The organism is Kitasatospora sp. NPDC029312 (genome assembly GCF_055569215.1).
In genome coordinates this window covers 92,720-107,329 of the sequence record NZ_JBVHXY010000007.1, presented here as the reverse complement: position 1 = coordinate 107,329, position 14,610 = coordinate 92,720, and the positions used below count along the sequence as shown (strand labels likewise).

Here is a 14,610-nt window from a genome sequence, read left to right as displayed (position 1 = left end):
CTACACCCCCGCCGCCAACTCCCGCTCCAGCGGCGTACGGAAGCGCGGTGTCACCCGCACGCCCCCCAGCCAACCCGCCAACCGCCGCGCCGCCGCCGCGACGGCCCGCTCGGCGTCCACCCCGACGTCCCGGAACAGCCGCCACACCAGCTCACCGTCCGCCCGCTGCGCCCAGCCGCCCACCACCTCACCGCACCACCACACCGTCGGCCCGGCATTGCCCGCCCGGTCGAACAGCGCCGGCACGTCCTCCGGCCGCAGGTACCAGTCCCGCCCGCGCCAGCCCATCACCGCCGGATCCAGGGCCGGCAGCAGCGCCGCCCAGGGCTCGGGCGACGCGACCGCCCCGGCGTCCCCCGGCAGCACCAGCGCGGCCGAACCGTCCGCCAGCGCCACGTCCAGCGCCCCGACGTCCGCCAGCGCCCTCCGGACGTCCCCCAGAGTCCAGCCCGTCCACCACTTCACGTCCTCGACCGTCCCCGGCCCGTACGCCGCCAGCCAGCGCCGCACCACCTCCGCCTTCGCCTCCCGCACCGGCACGTCCGGCCACTGCGGCACCGGCGCCCAGGGATAGCTGCTGCTCAGCCAGGAGCCGCGCGGACGGCAGCGGCGGACGTGCCCGTCCGAGGCCAGCAGCCGCAGCAGCCGACTGCCCACGCTCTGCCGGTTCTCGTACGGCTTGCCCGCCGCCATCAGCATGGTCTCGCCCAACTGCGGGACGTCCTCGGCCAGTTGCCTGGTCGTCGCCTCACCGCGGCGCGCCAGCGCGGCCAGCACCTCGCGCTCCGTGGCCGCCAGCCGCGCCGCGTCCCAGCCCTCGGCGTGGTCCCGCAGGTGCTTGAGCAGCGTCGCCCGCTCCTTCAGCGCGATCGCCCGGGCCGCCCCCGAACTCACGTACGGGGCGAAGTCCTCCGTCACCGCGAAGATCGTCCGCCGCATCGACAGCAGCTTCACCAGCGTGACGTCCTCGTACAGCGCCCGGTCCACCTCGGCCGCCGAGGGCTCGGCCAACCGCGCGCACGCCGACAGGTACACCGTGGCCGCGTCCGTCGCGTGCAACCCGACCACCGCGTCGGCCACGTCCTCCACCCGCGCCGCCCGGACCGATGGCACCAACAACTGCCGCCACCCCAGCCGGGCCCGCCGCTCCGCATCACCGATCACCGGCACCGCCTTGGTCATGCCCGGACCCTAGCGCCCGCCACCGACGAACCGGCCCATCTGCGGACCGGCTCTACCCGGGGGCCGGCTCCGCCGCGGACGGCAGCAGGCCCGGCGGGCCGGACGGCCTCAGAGGTACAGCCCGGTCGAGCCCTCCGTGTCGCCGAAGCGCGTCGCGGCCACCGCGTGCAGGTCACGCTCGCGCAGCAGCACGTACGTCGCGCCCCGCACCTCGACCTCCAGCTTGTCCTCGGGGTCGTACAGCACCCGGTCACCCGGCTCCACCGAACGCACGCTCTGGCCGACCGCGACGGCCTCCGCCCAGGTGCACCTCTTACTCAGCTCGGCGGTCGCCGGGATCAGGATGCCGCCGGTCGAGCGGCGCTCACCCTCACTGCCCTCCGTGCGCACCAGCACGCGGTCGTGCAGCATCCGGATCGGCAGCTTCTCGCCCAGCCGGTCGTGCCGCGCGGGCTCGGTGTCGTGCTCGGAGCGGGTCGGTTCGTCGTTCGTACTCACGACCCCGAAGGTACCGCCCCCGGGCGCGGCGCGTGACGCCAGCCCGGCATGCGGAAGGCCCGGCCGCCATGGGCGCCCGGCCTCTCCACCACCACCGCTCAGTCCTTGCGGCGCTTGCGCGCGGAGGCGATCAGCAGCACCACGCCCAGGCCGACCAGCGCGGCCGGGACGACCCGCTCCTTGCGCGGCTGCCCCTTCTCGTCCACGAACTGCGCCCGGGCCTTCTCCACCAGACCGTTCGCGGCCACGTACGCCCGGGCCGCCTTCTCCTCGACGGTGGCCATCGCGCGGGCCTTGACCTGGGCGGAGATGGTGCTCGGGTGGACGCGCACGGCCAGCTCGTCCAGGGTCCCCGCCAGCCGGTCGCGGGTGCGCTCGATGTCCGCCTCGATCTGGGCGGTCGTCCGCCCCGGCTTGTCCTTCGTGCTCGCCTCGCCCACTCGGGCCACCCCATTCACTTGCCGATGTAGTCCTGGTCGTCCTGTGCGACCGCCCCAGTTTGTCAGCTGGCGAGCACCGCCGCGCGGCCCCACCCACCAACGGAGGTAAGTTTGCCGTGGTACGACCGCCCGCCCCAGCCGCACGCACCAGGAGAGTCCACCCCATGACTGAGCGTCTCCAGCCCGGCGACACCGCGCCCGCCTTCAGTCTGTCCGACGCCGACGGCAACCAGGTCTCGCTCGCCGACCACCTGGGCCGCAAGGTCATCGTCTACTTCTACCCCAAGGCCCTCACCCCGGGGTGCACCAAGCAGGCCTGCGACTTCACCGACAACCTGGACGTCCTGGCGGGCGCCGGCTACGACGTCATCGGCATCTCCCCGGACCAGCCGGCGAAGCTCGGCGCGTTCCGCGAGACCGAGAACCTGAAGGTCACGCTGCTGTCCGACCCGGACCACACCGTCCTCGAGGCGTACGGCGCCTACGGCGAGAAGCAGAACTACGGCCGCACCTACCAGGGCGTGATCCGCTCCACCGTGATCGTCGACGAGCAGGGCAAGGTCGAGCGCGCCCTGTACAACGTGAAGGCCACCGGCCACGTCGCCAAGCTGCTGCGCGACCTCAAGGTCGAAGCCTGAGCCTCTACCCACCGAGAGCGCGAAGCGCGGTGGCGGCACACCCCGACGGTCAGCCCTGCAATCTCCGAGAGGGCTACCCGAACTGTCATGCCGTCACGTCGATCCACCGCCGAAGGGAAGAGGCGGTCGCGGCATCCGGTGACCGGCGAAACAGAGGTGCCGGCCGTTCCGCGCGCCCAGTAACATGTTGGCCAGCAGGACAGGCGGCCGTGGCGCAGAGGCGACGCAGACGGTTTAGGTCCGTTGGCCCGTGAGGGCTTGAGGGTTCGAATCCCTTCGGCCGCACAGAGAAATTCTTCAAAACAAAGGGCCCGACCGGTTTGATTCCGGTCGGGCCCTTCGTCCTTCTCAGCCGATGAGCTCCTTCACCACCGGCGCCAGGGCCCGGAAGGCCTGGCCGCGGTGGCTGATGGCGTTCTTCTCGTCCGCCGTCAGCTCGGCGCAGGTGCGGGTCTCGCCGAGGGGCTGGAGGATCGGGTCGTAGCCGAAGCCGTTGGTGCCGGCCGGGGTGGTGCGCAGGGTGCCGAGGAGGCGGCCCTCGACGACGCGCTCGGTGCCGTCGGGCAGGGCGAGGGCGGCGGCGCAGAAGAAGTGGGCGCCGCGGTGCGGTTCGGCGATGTCGGAGAGCTGGGCGAGCAGCAGGTCGAGGTTGGCGCGGTCGTCGCCGTGCTTGCCGGACCAGCGGGCGGAGAAGATGCCGGGCGCGCCGTTCAGCACGTCGACGCAGAGGCCGGAGTCGTCGGCGATCGCGGGCAGGCCGGTGGCGGTGGCCAGGGCGTTGGCCTTGAGCAGGGCGTTCTCGGCGAAGGTGACGCCGGTCTCGGGGACGTCGGGGATCTCGGGATAGGCGTCGGCGCCGACGAGTTCGACGTCGAGGTCGGCGTCGGCGAGGATGGCGCGCAGCTCGGCGACCTTGTGCTGGTTGCGGGTGGCGAGGATCAGGCGGGTGGACATATCGCCCACCTTATCCAGGGCCCGGAGGGGTCAGCCGGTGCAGACGGAGGTGAGGTTGCCCGCGGCGTCGCCGAGCGGCTTGAGGTCGGGGGCTTCCTTGCGGTCGACGGCCTGCTGGACCTTGTCGGTCTGTTTCTGCAGGTCGCTCACGGCTTTGGCGACGTCGGTGTTCTTGGAGTTCTTCCCGACCTGGTCGAGGTCGCCCTTGAGCTTCTGGAGCGCCTTCCCGGCGGCGGCCGAGTCGTTGCTGGCGTTGTCGTACGCCTGGGTGAGGTCGGCGAGGTCACCGGTGATCTTCACGGCGGTGTTGCCGCAGTCGATCGCCTTCTGGGCGGCGGAGCAGCTCACCATGCTGAGCGGGAGGATCGCGATGAGTCCGGCCACGGCGAGGGCGGCGGGGCGGGCGACGCTCGACGGCATCCGGTCCTCCTGGGTGGGCGCGGGTTCCGTGGGAGGGACGCGCGTGGCGGGGTGCGCGGTTCCCGCAGCGGGTGGTGCTGCGGGAACCGTACGGTCTGCGGGCCCGCCTGTACAGCGGGCTGCTCCGGGTGCGCGTCGCGCGGCGCGTCCGTGAGGATCGACGGCCGTGGGGCCGCGCCGGTTCAGCCCTGAGGGGGGTTCAGCCTTCAAGGGCCTTGCGCTGGATGGCGTCCAGCTCCGCGCAGCCGAGGGTGCCGAGGTCGAGCAGCCGGTCGAGCAGGTCGCGGTCGAAGGGGGCGCCTTCGGCGGTGCCCTGGACCTCGACGAAGCGGCCGTCGGAGGTGCAGACGATGTTCATGTCGGTCTCGGCGCGCACGTCCTCCTCGTACTGGAGGTCGAGCATCGGGACGCCGTCGATGATGCCGACGCTGACGGCGCTGACGCCGCCGGTGATGGGCTGGCCCTTGGCGCGGAGCAGTTTGCGTTCGCGGGCCCAGGAGACGGCGTCGACCAGGGCGACGTAGGCGCCGGTGATCGCGGCGGTGCGGGTGCCGCCGTCGGCCTGGAGGACATCGCAGTCGAGGACGATGGTGTTCTCGGCGAGGGCGCGGTGGTCGATGACGGCGCGCAGCGAGCGGCCGATGAGCCGGCTGATCTCGTGGGTGCGGCCGCCGATGCGGCCCTTGACGGCTTCGCGGTCGCCGCGGGTGTTGGTGGCGCGCGGGAGCATGGAGTATTCGGCGGTGACCCAGCCTTCGCCGCTGCCCTTGCGCCAGCGCGGGACGCCTTCGGTGACGCTGGCGGTGCAGAGCACCTTGGTGTCGCCGTAGGAGATGAGGACGGAGCCTTCGGCGTGCTTGCTCCAGCCCCGCTCGATGGTGATGGGGCGGAGCTGTTCGGGGGTGCGGCCGTCGATGCGTGACATAGGCACTGAGCGTAGTCGCTCGGGGTGCGGGTTCCGGATGTGCCTCGGCCCGCCGTCCTCCTGTGCGGGCCGGCGGGCCGGGAGTGGGTGAGCCCGGGTGGCTCAGCTCACATCATGTCCTCGATGTCGGCGGCGATGGGGTCGGCGTCGGTGCCGATGACGACCTGGATGGCGGTGCCCATCTTGACGACGCCGTGGGCGCCGGCGGCCTTGAGGGCGGCCTCGTCGACGAGGGTGGCGTCCTTGACTTCGGTGCGCAGGCGGGTGATGCAGCCCTCGACCTCTTCGATGTTCTCGATGCCGCCCAGACCGGCGACGATCTTCTCAGCCTTGCTGGCCATCTGCTTCTCTCCCTCTGTTTCCGGCTCGTCGGCGGCTCCGCCGGGTGCCGTCCTGCGCTGTGCTGGGGCCTCGACCGTTCGGGTGGTGAGGTCCGTCCGGTGGCTGACGCGGGTTCAGCTGTCCTCGTGCTGCCGGGCAGCGCGACAAGCATGACCCGAGCTCGTCCGGTATGCCACGTTAGACCACTTTTGGACCATTCCGGCGCGCGGGCTCCCGACCGCCGTCCGAGGATGACGATCAGCGGGGCCAGCGTCCCGGTGTGCGGCCTGCGACCCATGTGGTCTACACCAATATATGTGTACTCCGATGAACGCAGGAAGGACCCGGGGGGTTCCTGAATCCCGCCCGAGGGTCCCGCACAGGGCCTCCCGACGGCAACTGCTCCCGGAGGGCGGATGATGAGTTCGGCCGGAGCCACGGCCCCGCGGACCACGTGGTGGCACACCTTCTACGGCGGCATGCAGAAGATGGGCCGGTCGCTGCAACTGCCGGTCGCGGTGCTGCCGGCGGCCGGCATCCTGAACCGGCTCGGCCAGCCGGACGTCTTCGGCAAGGACGGCCTGGGCTGGAACAACGTCGCCAAGGTCTTCGCGGCGGCCGGCGGCGCCCTGCTCGACTCCTCGCTGGGCCTGCCGATGCTGTTCTGCATCGGGGTGGCGATCGGCATGGCCAAGAAGGCGGACGGCTCGACGGCCCTGGCGGCGGTGGTCGGCTTCCTCGTCTACTACAAGGTCCTGCACGCCTTCCCGGAGAGCTGCAAGCCGCCGACGGTGCTGGTCAGCGACCAGTGCGTGGACTACTCCTCGGCGAAGGCGGCCAACGCGACCTACCAGAACCCGGGGGTGCTCGGCGGCATCCTGCTCGGTCTGATGTCGGCCTGGCTGTGGGTGCGGTTCCACCGCACCAAGCTGGTCGACTGGCTGGGCTTCTTCAACGGCCGCCGACTGGTCCCGATGATCACCGCGCTGGTCGGGATGCTGCTCGCCGTGCTCGCGGTGTGGGCGTGGCCGCCGATCGGCCGCGGCCTGAACGACTTCTCGCAGAACCTCGCCGATCTCGGCGCGGGGGGCGCCGGCATCTTCGGCGTCTTCAACCGCGCACTGCTGCTGATCGGCATGCACCAGTTGCTGAACACCTTCGTCTGGTTCCAGTTCGGCGAGTTCACCAAGGCCGATGCCACCGTCGTGCACGGCGATATCCCGCGATTCCTGGCGGGGGACCCGACGGCCGGCCAGTTCCAGACCGGTTTCTTCCCCATCATGATGTTCGCGCTGCCCGCCGCCGCGCTCGCGATCGCCCACTCGGCCAAGCCGCACCGCCGCAAGGAGATCTACGGGCTGATGCTCTCGGTCGCCCTGACCTCCTTCGTCACCGGTGTCACCGAGCCGATCGAGTACTCGTTCGCCTACATCGCCCCGGCCCTGTACGGCGTGCACGCGCTGCTGACCGGCGCCTCGATGGCGATCACCTGGGGGCTCGGGGTGCACGACGGCTTCAGCTTCTCGGCCGGCCTGATCGACTACGTGATCAACTGGGGGCTGGCCACCAAGCCGTGGCTGATCCTGATCATCGGGCCCTGCTTCGCCGTGGTGTACTACGCGCTCTTCCGGTTCATCATCGTGAAATTCGACCTGAAAACCCCGGGCCGCGAGGAGGAGACCGAGGTGGAGGACGTCACCAAAGCCTGATTCCGACCGCCCGGACATCGCCCGCGAATGCCCTCGGACCCGCCGGTCCGGGGGCATTCGGCATTTCGGGAAAGGAGGGAATTCGCCACTCGGCGGCGGCCGGGCGGGTAATTCGGCCGCGATCCGGCCGGCCGGGCGCCGCCCCGCGCCGCGACGAGGCCGGGCCGACCGGGAGTAGGGATGCCGCATCGGGGCGGGGTCTGCGACGCCCCGGTCACTCTCAGCAGCCACGGCGCACGCCCCGGAGCGGCGGCCTCGCCTCGCACGACCTCCGGAGACCCGCCCGGCCGGGCGCCGCACGGCGGCGGCGCTTTTTGTTGCGCAAATAGCCAAAATCAGAATCGCAACTGAAATCATGATCGTCGTTCCGCGACTAGGTTTCGATTTCATAGCGCTTCCCGGCACCGGCGCTTTCCGGGGTTCCCCGGCTTGTCCGCCCGTGCTACAAAACTGGTCTACACCACACGTGGTGTAGACCAGTTCGCGGTTCGGCCCCCGTGCCTCCCCCCGACCGACCGCCATGCCGTTAGGAACCCACCCCCATGAGTCAGTCCGCGCAGGCACCGGCGCCCGCCACGGCACCGGCCACGCCAAGCCCCGCCAAGAAGTTCGGCCAGAACCTCCTCCAGGGTCTGCAGAAGATCGGTCGCAGCCTCCAGCTGCCGATCGCCGTGCTGCCCGCCGCCGGTCTGCTGATGCGCCTCGGCCAGGACGACGTGTTCGGCAAGGACGGCCTCGGCTGGGACAAGGTCGCTGCGGTCTTCAACACCGCGGGCAGCGGGGTCTTCGACAACCTGCCGCTGCTGTTCGCGGTGGGCATCGCGATCGGCTTCGCCAAGAAGGCGGACGGCTCCACCGCCCTCGCCGCACTGGTCGGCTTCCTGGTCTACAAGAACGTCCTCACCGCGTTCCCGATCACCGAGGGTCACATCGACGCCGGCAAGTGGGTCGCCCCGACGTACCAGAACCCGGGCGTGCTCGGTGGCATCGTGATCGGCCTGCTGGCCGCGGTGCTGTGGCAGAAGTACCACCGCACCAAGCTGGTCGACTGGCTGGGCTTCTTCAACGGCCGCCGTCTGGTGCCGATCCTGATGGCCTTCGTGGGCACCGGCGTCGGCGTGCTCTTCGCCCTGACCTGGGGCCCGGTCGGCGACGCGATCAAGAGCCTGAACGACACCCTGATCGGCGCGGGCGCGTTCGGCGCGGGCGCCTTCGGCCTGGTCAACCGCGGCCTGCTGCCGGTCGGCATGCACCAGTTCGTGAACTCCTACGCCTGGTTCCAGACCGGTGACCTCACCAAGGCCGACGGCACCATCGTGCACGGCGACATCCCGCGCTTCTTCGCCGGCGACCCGACCGCCGGGCAGTTCATGTCGGGCTTCTTCCCGATCATGATGTTCGCGCTGCCCGCCGCCGCGCTGGCCATCGCCCACGCCGCCAAGCCGCACCGCCGCAAGGCCGTCACCGGCATGATGCTCTCGCTGGCCCTGACCTCCTTCGTCACCGGTGTCACCGAGCCGATCGAGTTCGCCTTCGTCTTCATCGCCCCCGCGCTCTACGTCATCCACGCGGTGCTCACCGCCGCCTCGATGACCATCACCTGGGCCCTCGGCGTGCACGACGGCTTCACCTTCTCCGGCGGCCTGATCGACTACGCGCTGGCCTGGAGCAAGGCCACCGACCCGTGGATGATCATCCCGATCGGTCTGGTCTTCGCGGCGCTGTACTACTTCCTGTTCCGCTTCGCGATCACCAGGTTCGACTTCAAGACTCCGGGTCGCGAGGACGACGACGAGATCGAGGACGTGACCAAGGCCTGACGGCCCCTGCGTCCCGCCTACTCCGAAGGCCCCGCCCGCCCGCTGTTCCCCCAGCGGCCGGGCGGGGCCTCGCGCGTGCCCGGGGGCTCCGGCCGCCGGAACCGAGCGGGCCGGTCAGATCTCGTAGACGGCGCCCGCCCGGGCCACTTCCACCGGGCCGGCGTACGCGGCGGCGGCGTCGCGGCGGTTGCGCTCGGCGTCGGTCCACGGCGGGATGTGGGTGAGGACGAGCCGGCCGGCCCGGGCGGCGGTGGCGTGCTCGCCGGCCTCCCGGCCGTTGAGGTGGACGGCCTGGTAGGTGTCGCGGCCGTCCAGGTACGCGGCCTCGCAGAGGAAGAGATCGGTGTCGCGGGCGAGTTCCACCAGTTCGGGACTCTCGCCGGTGTCGCCGGAGTAGACCAGCGACCGGCCGCCGTGCTCCAGCCGGAAGGCGAAGGTGTCGACGGGGTGGTTGACCCGGACGGCGGAGATCCGGAAGGGGCCGAGCTCGAAGCTGCCGGGGGTGATGGTGCGGAACTCGAACACCTCCTTCATCCCGGGGTTCTCCGGCATGTCGTACGCGCGGGCGAGCCGCTCGGCGGTGCCCGCCGGGCCGTACACGGGCAGCAGGTCGGGGCAGCCCCCGGCCCGGTAGTTGCGGGCGACCCAGTAGGCGCACAGGTCGACGCAGTGGTCCGCGTGCAGGTGGCTGAGCAGGACGGCGTCGATCTCGTAGAGGCTGGTGTACTTCTGCAGGGCGCCGAGCGCGCCGTTGCCGAGGTCCATCACGACCCGGTAGCCGTCGGCCTCGACCAGGTAGCTGGAACAGGGCGAGTCGGCGGACGGGAAGCTCCCCGAGCACCCCACCACGGTCAGTTTCATCCGAGCCCCTCCGCCCCGACACGTCCTGGCTGCTGCTGGAAAACGGCTTCGAAAACAGCATGGAAAACAGCATGAAAACGGCAGGCCGGGCCGGTGGGCCGGCCGGGGGCACTGCGTTGGTGTGTCGAGGGTAAGGGCGGACCGGCACTTTGCCCCCGTCCCCGTGCCGGGCTGTGGCTGGAATCACCCAGAACGCCGGGGCGGGGGACGGGGGGCGCGGATCAGCGGTGCCGGGGACGGTTGCGGGCCCAGCTGCGAATGGTGTCGGGGTACCAGCGGGGGTGTCCGCTGCCGTCGGTGGCGTCCGGGTCGGGCAGCAGGCCGTGACGGCGGTAGTTGCGGACGGTCTCGGGCTGGACGTTGATGTGCCGGGCGATCTCGGCGTACGACCAGAGTTCGGTTCTGCTCACGAGGGCACCTCCGGGGGGACGGGGGCGGACGGTCGTGAGGGCAGCCTTTCCGGGCGGCACCGGCTCTTCGCGACGGAACGGGCACCGTGGCGGATCCGTGACGAACCGGGAGCAACGTACGGACAAATGCTCAAGTGTCACAGCCGTCACGGTGGTGGCGTTCACCACCCGCCCGGTACGGTTCGCCGCGTGGGCGAGCGGAGCGAGGTGGGCGCATGAGCGGCATGACGGGAATCTGGCCGGTCCTGGCGGTGGCGGCGTTCGCCGTGCTGACGGCGGTGGTGGCGGCGGTGCTGGTGAGGCGCACCCGCCCCGCCCCCCGCCCGGCCGGGCCGACCGGCCCGCGGCCGCGGCCGAGCACCAGGGCCCGCCCGGAGCCGCAGGAGATCTGGTGGGCGGAGGTGCCGTTCGAGGACGGCCCCGGCGCCAAGGACCGCCCGTGCCTGGTGCTGCGGGTGCAGGGGCGGACGGCCACCGTCGCGAAGATCACCAGCAAGCATCACGCCGAGCGCCCGGGCGTGCTGCCGCTGCCGCCCGGTTCGGTGGGCGACCGGCAGGGCCGGACCAGTTGGCTGGAGACCGACGAACTGCGCGAGGTGCCGCTGTCGGCCTTCCGCCGGCGGGCCGGCACGGTGGACCGGCAGGTCTGGGCCCGGGCGCAGCGGGCGTTCCAGAACGGCTGAGGCCCGCCCGGCGGGATGTCGCCGGGTCGGAGTCAGGCCCAGAGCTGGCCGTGCAGCGCCTCGACCGCCGCCTCGGTGGACTCGGCGGTGTAGATGCCGGTGGACAGGTACTTCCAGCCGCCGTCGGCGACCACGAAGACGATGTCCGCTCGTTCCCCGGCGGCCGCGGCCTTGCGGCCGACGCCGATCGCGGCGTGCAGGATGGCGCCGGTGGAGACACCCGCGAAGATGCCTTCCTGCTGCAGGAGTTCGCGGGTGCGGCGGACGGCGTCCGCGGAGCCGACGGAGAAGCGGGTGGTGAGCACCTCGGCGTCGTACAGTTCGGGGACGAAGCCCTCGTCGAGGTTGCGCAGCCCGTACACCAGGTCGTCGTAGCGCGGTTCGGCGGCGACGATGCTGACGCCGGCGACCTTCTCGCGCAGGAAGCGGCCGACGCCCATCAGGGTGCCGGTGGTGCCGAGGCCGGCGACGAAGTGGGTGACGGTCGGTAGGTCGGCGAGGATCTCGGGGCCGGTGGTGGCGTAGTGGGCGCCCGCGTTGTCGGGGTTGCCGTACTGGTAGAGCATGACCCAGTCGGGGTGCTGGGCGGCGGTCTCCTTGGCGATCCGCACGGCGGTGTTGGAGCCGCCGGCGGCTGGGGAGGAGATGATCTCGGCGCCCCACATGCGGAGGAGTTCGCGCCGTTCCTCGCTGGTGTTCTCGGGCATCACGCAGACCATCCGGTAGCCCTTGAGCTTGGCGGCCATGGCGAGGGAGATGCCGGTGTTGCCGCTGGTGGGCTCGAGGATGGTGCAGCCCGGGGTGAGCCGTCCGTCGGCCTCGGCGCGCTCGATCATGTGCAGGGCCGGGCGGTCCTTGATCGAGCCGGTGGGGTTGCGGTCCTCCAGCTTGGCCCAGAGGCTCACCAGGCCGTCGGCGTTGCCGGGGACGGCGGCGGACAGCCGCGGCAGGCGCACCAGCGGGGTGTTGCCGACGGCTTCGAGCGGGCTGTCGTAACGCAAGGGGGCCTCCGGCCACGGCGGTGGGGTGAGCAGGGCGGCTCCCCCACCCCGGGGTGAGGGAGCCGGGCAGTCAGTGGGCGCCGCCGGCCACGGCGGGGAGGATGGTGACGCTGTCGCCGTCGGCGACGGCGGTGGAGATGCCCTCCAGGAACCGGACGTCCTCGTCGTTGAGGTAGACGTTGACGAAGCGGCGCAGTTCGCCGCCCTCGAGGAGGCGGGCGGCGATGCCCGGGTGGCGGGCGTCGAGGTCGGTGAAGAGTTCCCCGAGGTTGCTGCCGTTGCCCTCGACGGCCTTGGCGCCGTCGGTGTAGGTGCGGAGGATGGTCGGGATGCGGACCTCGATGGCCATGGGTGCGCTCCTGTGCGAGTCGTGTGGGTGGGTGGGCCGCAGCGGGCGCGGCAGGGCGGGCAGTGCCCGGGGCTCGGCGTCGCCGGTCCGGCGGCGGGCCCGGGGTGGGGCGAGGCGGCTCTCAGCGCGAGCGCGCGGGCGTGCCGGGACAGATCGCGCCGGCGTGCCGGCACAGGTCGATGTGCAGGCGCGCCACGAGGCGGGTGCCCGGGGCCTGGTTGCTCACATCGACGGAACGCATGGGCTCATCGTATAGATTCCCGGGCCCGCTCCGACATGCCCGTCTCGGGATCCGGATGTTCCGGTATCCGATGCTGAGATGCTTCGGAGACGGCACGGGCCCGCCGACCACGCGCGGGGGTCGGCGGGCCTCGTCCGGGGGGGTGGCGGTCAGGCCGGGTAGACCTCGACGACCTGGACGTCTTCCTCCGTGATCTCGCCGTCCACGATGCGGAACGACCGGAACTGGTAGGGGTCGTCCTCCCCGTTGCCGTCGGCGGTGGACACCAGCACGTAGTGGGCGAACGGCTCGGAGGCGTAGCTCACGTCGGTGCGCGAGGGGTAGGCCTCGGTGGCGGTGTGCGAGTGGTAGACGACGACGGGCTCCTCGTCACGGTCGTCCATCTCGCGGTAGAGCTTGAGCAGGTCGCCCGAGTCGAACTCGTAGAAGGTGGGCGAGCGGGCGGCGTTGAGCATCGGGATGAACCGCTCGGGGCGGCCGCTGCCGGCCGGTCCGGCGACCACGCCGCAGGCCTCGTCCGGGTGGTCGGCGCGGGCGTGGGCCACGATCCGGTCACGCAGTTCTCGGGTGATGGTCAGCATGCGGTCAGGATGCCATGCCCCGGCGGCTGTCCGCCGGGGCGTCCGATGCCCGGTCACCGGGCGTCCGCCACCCGGTCGCGGGGCGGCGGACGGGGTCCGGTCAGGCGTTGTCGGCGGCGTGCACGTGGTCGTGCGGGAGGGTGTGGACGGCCTGCGGGTTGCGGCGCTTGAGCAGCTGGTAGCCGATCACCAGCACCAGGGCCCAGCCGGGGAAGACGTACAGCGAGATCCGGTTGTCCTCGTCGAGGCCGATCAGCACCACGACCAGGACGAGGAAGGCGAGCGCGGCCCAGCTGACCCAGGCGCCGCCGGGCGCCTTGAAGGTGGGCGCGGGCAGGTGGCCCTCCTTCCAGGCCCTGCGGTAGCGGATCTGGGAGATCAGGATCATCGCCCAGGTCCACAGGCCGCAGACCGTGGCGACCGAGGTGATGTACTCGAACGCCCGTGCCGGCACGAGGTAGTTGAGGACCACGCCGGCGCCCATCAGCAGGCAGGACAGGGTGATCGCGAAGGCCGGGGTGCGTCGGCTGTTGAGCTTGGTGAGCTGCCCGGGGGCCTGGCCGCGCAGGGCGAGGTCGCGCAGCATGCGGCCGGTGGAGTACATCCCGGAGTTGCAGGAGGAGAGCGCGGCGGTGAGCACCACGAAGTTGATGATGCCGGCCGCCGCCGGGATGCCGATCTTGCCGAAGGCGGCGACGAACGGGCTGACGCCGGGCTGGAACTCCCGCCAGGGCACGAGCGAGAGGATGACCACCAGGGCGCCGATGTAGAACAGCGCGATGCGCCAGGGCAGGGTGTTGATGGCGCGCGGCAGCGTCTTCTCGGGGTTCTCGCTCTCGCCGGCGGTGACGCCGACGAGTTCGACGCCCAGGTAGGCGAACATGACGATCTGCAGGGTCATCACGGTGGCGCCGATGCCCTTGGGGAAGAAGCCGCCGTCCTGCCACAGGTGGGTGATCGACGCGGTGTCGCCGGCCTTGCTGAACCCGAGGGTCAGGACGCCGATGCCGATCAGGATCATGCCGATGATGGCGGTGACCTTGACCATGGAGAACCAGAACTCGATCTCGCCGAACAGCTTCACCGAGATCAGGTTGGCCGCGTAGAGGATGACCAGGAAGGTCAGCGCGCTGGCCCACTGCGGGATGTCCGGCGCCCAGAACTTGACGTACACGGCGGCGGCGGTGGTCTCCGCCATGCCCGTGACGACCCAGAACAGCCAGTACGTCCAGCCGGTGACGTAACCGGCGAAGGGGCCGAGGAACTCCCGGGCGTACTCGGCGAAGCTGCCGGAGACCGGGCGGTAGGTGAGCAGCTCACCCAGGGCCCGCATGATCACGAAGATCACCAGGCCGGCCACGGCGTAGGAGAGGATCAGGCTCGGCCCCGACTTGGAGATCGCGGTGCCGGCGCCGAGGAAGAGGCCGGTGCCGATCGCGCCGCCGATCGCGATCATCTGGATCTGGCGGCTGCCGAGTCCCCGCTCGTAGCCCTCCTCGTCCGGTTTCGCGTCGACCACCTGGTCGTATATCTGCTCGGCCATGGTCACCGTCCTGGTGGGTCGTGGGTGGGGAGAA

17 protein-coding genes, 1 tRNA gene and 1 pseudogene are annotated in these 14,610 nt (G+C 71.3%); 5 read left to right on the top strand and 14 right to left on the bottom strand.

The window, feature by feature from the left end:
• The 3 genes from ACZ4WV_RS08720 to ACZ4WV_RS08710 all read right to left on the bottom strand — a co-directional run bounded on the left by ACZ4WV_RS08720 (position 1) and on the right by ACZ4WV_RS08710 (position 2,120).
• Positions 1 to 1,182, bottom strand: coding sequence for a winged helix DNA-binding domain-containing protein (locus ACZ4WV_RS08720; RefSeq protein ID WP_465744221.1), 1,182 nt, complete (start codon positions 1,180 to 1,182; stop codon positions 1 to 3).
• A gap of 108 nt (positions 1,183 to 1,290) precedes the next feature.
• A complete protein-coding gene (locus ACZ4WV_RS08715) occupies positions 1,291 to 1,593 on the bottom strand; it encodes a GroES family chaperonin (protein WP_196952357.1) in 303 nt (100 codons plus the stop codon).
• A gap of 185 nt (positions 1,594 to 1,778) precedes the next feature.
• Entirely contained in the window at positions 1,779 to 2,120 is a 342-nt protein-coding gene (locus ACZ4WV_RS08710) for a DUF3618 domain-containing protein (RefSeq protein WP_465744219.1), read from the bottom strand.
• A gap of 164 nt (positions 2,121 to 2,284) precedes the next feature.
• On the opposite strand from ACZ4WV_RS08710, the gene bcp reads away from it, so the two are divergent.
• Complete coding sequence (gene bcp / locus ACZ4WV_RS08705; RefSeq protein ID WP_465744217.1) at positions 2,285 to 2,758, top strand: thioredoxin-dependent thiol peroxidase; 474 nt, start codon at positions 2,285 to 2,287, stop codon at positions 2,756 to 2,758.
• A gap of 203 nt (positions 2,759 to 2,961) precedes the next feature.
• Positions 2,962 to 3,043, top strand: a tRNA-Leu gene (locus ACZ4WV_RS08700).
• Positions 3,044 to 3,106: 63 nt separating this feature from the next.
• Here ACZ4WV_RS08700 and rdgB read toward each other — a convergent pair.
• From rdgB to ACZ4WV_RS08680, 4 genes and pseudogenes are all read right to left on the bottom strand, one after another.
• A complete protein-coding gene (rdgB, locus tag ACZ4WV_RS08695) occupies positions 3,107 to 3,712 on the bottom strand; it encodes an RdgB/HAM1 family non-canonical purine NTP pyrophosphatase (RefSeq protein ID WP_465744215.1) in 606 nt (201 codons plus the stop codon).
• Positions 3,713 to 3,742: 30 nt separating this feature from the next.
• Complete coding sequence (locus ACZ4WV_RS08690) at positions 3,743 to 4,132, bottom strand: hypothetical protein (protein ID WP_465744213.1); 390 nt, start codon at positions 4,130 to 4,132, stop codon at positions 3,743 to 3,745.
• A 199-nt stretch (positions 4,133 to 4,331) separates the two neighbouring features.
• The gene (gene rph / locus ACZ4WV_RS08685) at positions 4,332 to 5,057 is read right to left on the bottom strand and encodes a ribonuclease PH (RefSeq protein ID WP_465744211.1); all 726 of its coding nucleotides are present in this window, start codon (positions 5,055 to 5,057) and stop codon (positions 4,332 to 4,334) included.
• A 107-nt stretch (positions 5,058 to 5,164) separates the two neighbouring features.
• Positions 5,165 to 5,422 (bottom strand): annotated as a pseudogene (locus tag ACZ4WV_RS08680) (PTS sugar transporter subunit IIB); the annotation flags it as partial.
• Between the two features lie 375 nt (positions 5,423 to 5,797).
• On the opposite strand from ACZ4WV_RS08680, the gene ACZ4WV_RS08675 reads away from it, so the two are divergent.
• Both ACZ4WV_RS08675 and ACZ4WV_RS08670 read left to right on the top strand, forming a co-directional pair.
• Positions 5,798 to 7,087, top strand: a complete 1,290-nt coding sequence (locus tag ACZ4WV_RS08675) for a PTS transporter subunit EIIC (protein WP_465744209.1) — start codon at positions 5,798 to 5,800, stop codon at positions 7,085 to 7,087.
• Between the two features lie 542 nt (positions 7,088 to 7,629).
• Positions 7,630 to 8,907 (top strand): PTS transporter subunit EIIC, encoded by a 1,278-nt coding sequence (locus ACZ4WV_RS08670; protein WP_465744207.1) that lies wholly within the window; start codon positions 7,630 to 7,632, stop codon positions 8,905 to 8,907.
• A gap of 114 nt (positions 8,908 to 9,021) precedes the next feature.
• Here the strand turns inward: ACZ4WV_RS08670 and ACZ4WV_RS08665 are convergent, their stop codons facing one another.
• Positions 9,022 to 9,768: an MBL fold metallo-hydrolase gene (locus ACZ4WV_RS08665; protein ID WP_465744205.1), complete on the bottom strand. Its 747-nt coding sequence runs from the start codon at positions 9,766 to 9,768 to the stop codon at positions 9,022 to 9,024.
• Between the two features lie 221 nt (positions 9,769 to 9,989).
• Positions 9,990 to 10,178, bottom strand: coding sequence for a MerR family transcriptional regulator (locus ACZ4WV_RS08660; protein WP_465744203.1), 189 nt, complete (start codon positions 10,176 to 10,178; stop codon positions 9,990 to 9,992).
• A gap of 215 nt (positions 10,179 to 10,393) precedes the next feature.
• Here ACZ4WV_RS08660 and ACZ4WV_RS08655 point away from each other — a divergent pair, with 215 nt between their 5' ends.
• Complete coding sequence (locus tag ACZ4WV_RS08655; protein ID WP_465744201.1) at positions 10,394 to 10,861, top strand: type II toxin-antitoxin system PemK/MazF family toxin; 468 nt, start codon at positions 10,394 to 10,396, stop codon at positions 10,859 to 10,861.
• Positions 10,862 to 10,893: 32 nt separating this feature from the next.
• Here ACZ4WV_RS08655 and ACZ4WV_RS08650 read toward each other — a convergent pair whose 3' ends face one another.
• The 5 genes from ACZ4WV_RS08650 to ACZ4WV_RS08630 all read right to left on the bottom strand — a co-directional run bounded on the left by ACZ4WV_RS08650 (position 10,894) and on the right by ACZ4WV_RS08630 (position 14,576).
• Entirely contained in the window at positions 10,894 to 11,862 is a 969-nt protein-coding gene (locus ACZ4WV_RS08650; RefSeq protein WP_465744200.1) for a PLP-dependent cysteine synthase family protein, read from the bottom strand.
• Positions 11,863 to 11,932: 70 nt separating this feature from the next.
• Entirely contained in the window at positions 11,933 to 12,211 is a 279-nt protein-coding gene (locus ACZ4WV_RS08645) for a MoaD/ThiS family protein (protein WP_465744198.1), read from the bottom strand.
• Positions 12,212 to 12,332: 121 nt separating this feature from the next.
• Positions 12,333 to 12,452 carry a putative leader peptide gene (locus ACZ4WV_RS08640; RefSeq protein WP_317621128.1) on the bottom strand — a complete coding sequence of 40 codons (120 nt, stop codon included), beginning with the start codon at positions 12,450 to 12,452 and terminating at the stop codon, positions 12,333 to 12,335.
• Positions 12,453 to 12,601: 149 nt separating this feature from the next.
• Positions 12,602 to 13,033, bottom strand: a complete 432-nt coding sequence (locus ACZ4WV_RS08635; protein WP_465744196.1) for a M67 family metallopeptidase — start codon at positions 13,031 to 13,033, stop codon at positions 12,602 to 12,604.
• 100 nt (positions 13,034 to 13,133) lie between these two features.
• On the bottom strand, positions 13,134 to 14,576 hold the full coding sequence (locus tag ACZ4WV_RS08630; protein WP_465744194.1) for an amino acid permease: 1,443 nt from the start codon (positions 14,574 to 14,576) through the stop codon (positions 13,134 to 13,136).
• Positions 14,577 to 14,610 lie beyond the last annotated feature (34 nt).

What these genes read in the sequence shown, in the direction of transcription:
- ACZ4WV_RS08720 (WP_465744221.1), bottom strand. Translation starts at nt 1,182, where the DNA reads ATGACCAAGGCGGTGCCGGTGATCGGTGATGCGGAGCGGCGGGCCCGG.
- ACZ4WV_RS08715 (WP_196952357.1), bottom strand. Translation starts at nt 1,593, where the DNA reads ATGCTGCACGACCGCGTGCTGGTGCGCACGGAGGGCAGTGAGGGTGAG.
- bcp (WP_465744217.1), top strand. Translation starts at nt 2,285, where the DNA reads ATGACTGAGCGTCTCCAGCCCGGCGACACCGCGCCCGCCTTCAGTCTG.
- rdgB (WP_465744215.1), bottom strand. Translation starts at nt 3,712, where the DNA reads ATGTCCACCCGCCTGATCCTCGCCACCCGCAACCAGCACAAGGTCGCC.
- ACZ4WV_RS08690 (WP_465744213.1), bottom strand. Translation starts at nt 4,132, where the DNA reads ATGCCGTCGAGCGTCGCCCGCCCCGCCGCCCTCGCCGTGGCCGGACTC.
- rph (WP_465744211.1), bottom strand. Translation starts at nt 5,057, where the DNA reads ATGTCACGCATCGACGGCCGCACCCCCGAACAGCTCCGCCCCATCACC.
- ACZ4WV_RS08675 (WP_465744209.1), top strand. Translation starts at nt 5,798, where the DNA reads ATGAGTTCGGCCGGAGCCACGGCCCCGCGGACCACGTGGTGGCACACC.
- ACZ4WV_RS08670 (WP_465744207.1), top strand. Translation starts at nt 7,630, where the DNA reads ATGAGTCAGTCCGCGCAGGCACCGGCGCCCGCCACGGCACCGGCCACG.
- ACZ4WV_RS08665 (WP_465744205.1), bottom strand. Translation starts at nt 9,768, where the DNA reads ATGAAACTGACCGTGGTGGGGTGCTCGGGGAGCTTCCCGTCCGCCGAC.
- ACZ4WV_RS08655 (WP_465744201.1), top strand. Translation starts at nt 10,394, where the DNA reads ATGAGCGGCATGACGGGAATCTGGCCGGTCCTGGCGGTGGCGGCGTTC.
- ACZ4WV_RS08645 (WP_465744198.1), bottom strand. Translation starts at nt 12,211, where the DNA reads ATGGCCATCGAGGTCCGCATCCCGACCATCCTCCGCACCTACACCGAC.
- ACZ4WV_RS08640 (WP_317621128.1), bottom strand. Translation starts at nt 12,452, where the DNA reads ATGCGTTCCGTCGATGTGAGCAACCAGGCCCCGGGCACCCGCCTCGTG.
- ACZ4WV_RS08635 (WP_465744196.1), bottom strand. Translation starts at nt 13,033, where the DNA reads ATGCTGACCATCACCCGAGAACTGCGTGACCGGATCGTGGCCCACGCC.
- ACZ4WV_RS08630 (WP_465744194.1), bottom strand. Translation starts at nt 14,576, where the DNA reads ATGGCCGAGCAGATATACGACCAGGTGGTCGACGCGAAACCGGACGAG.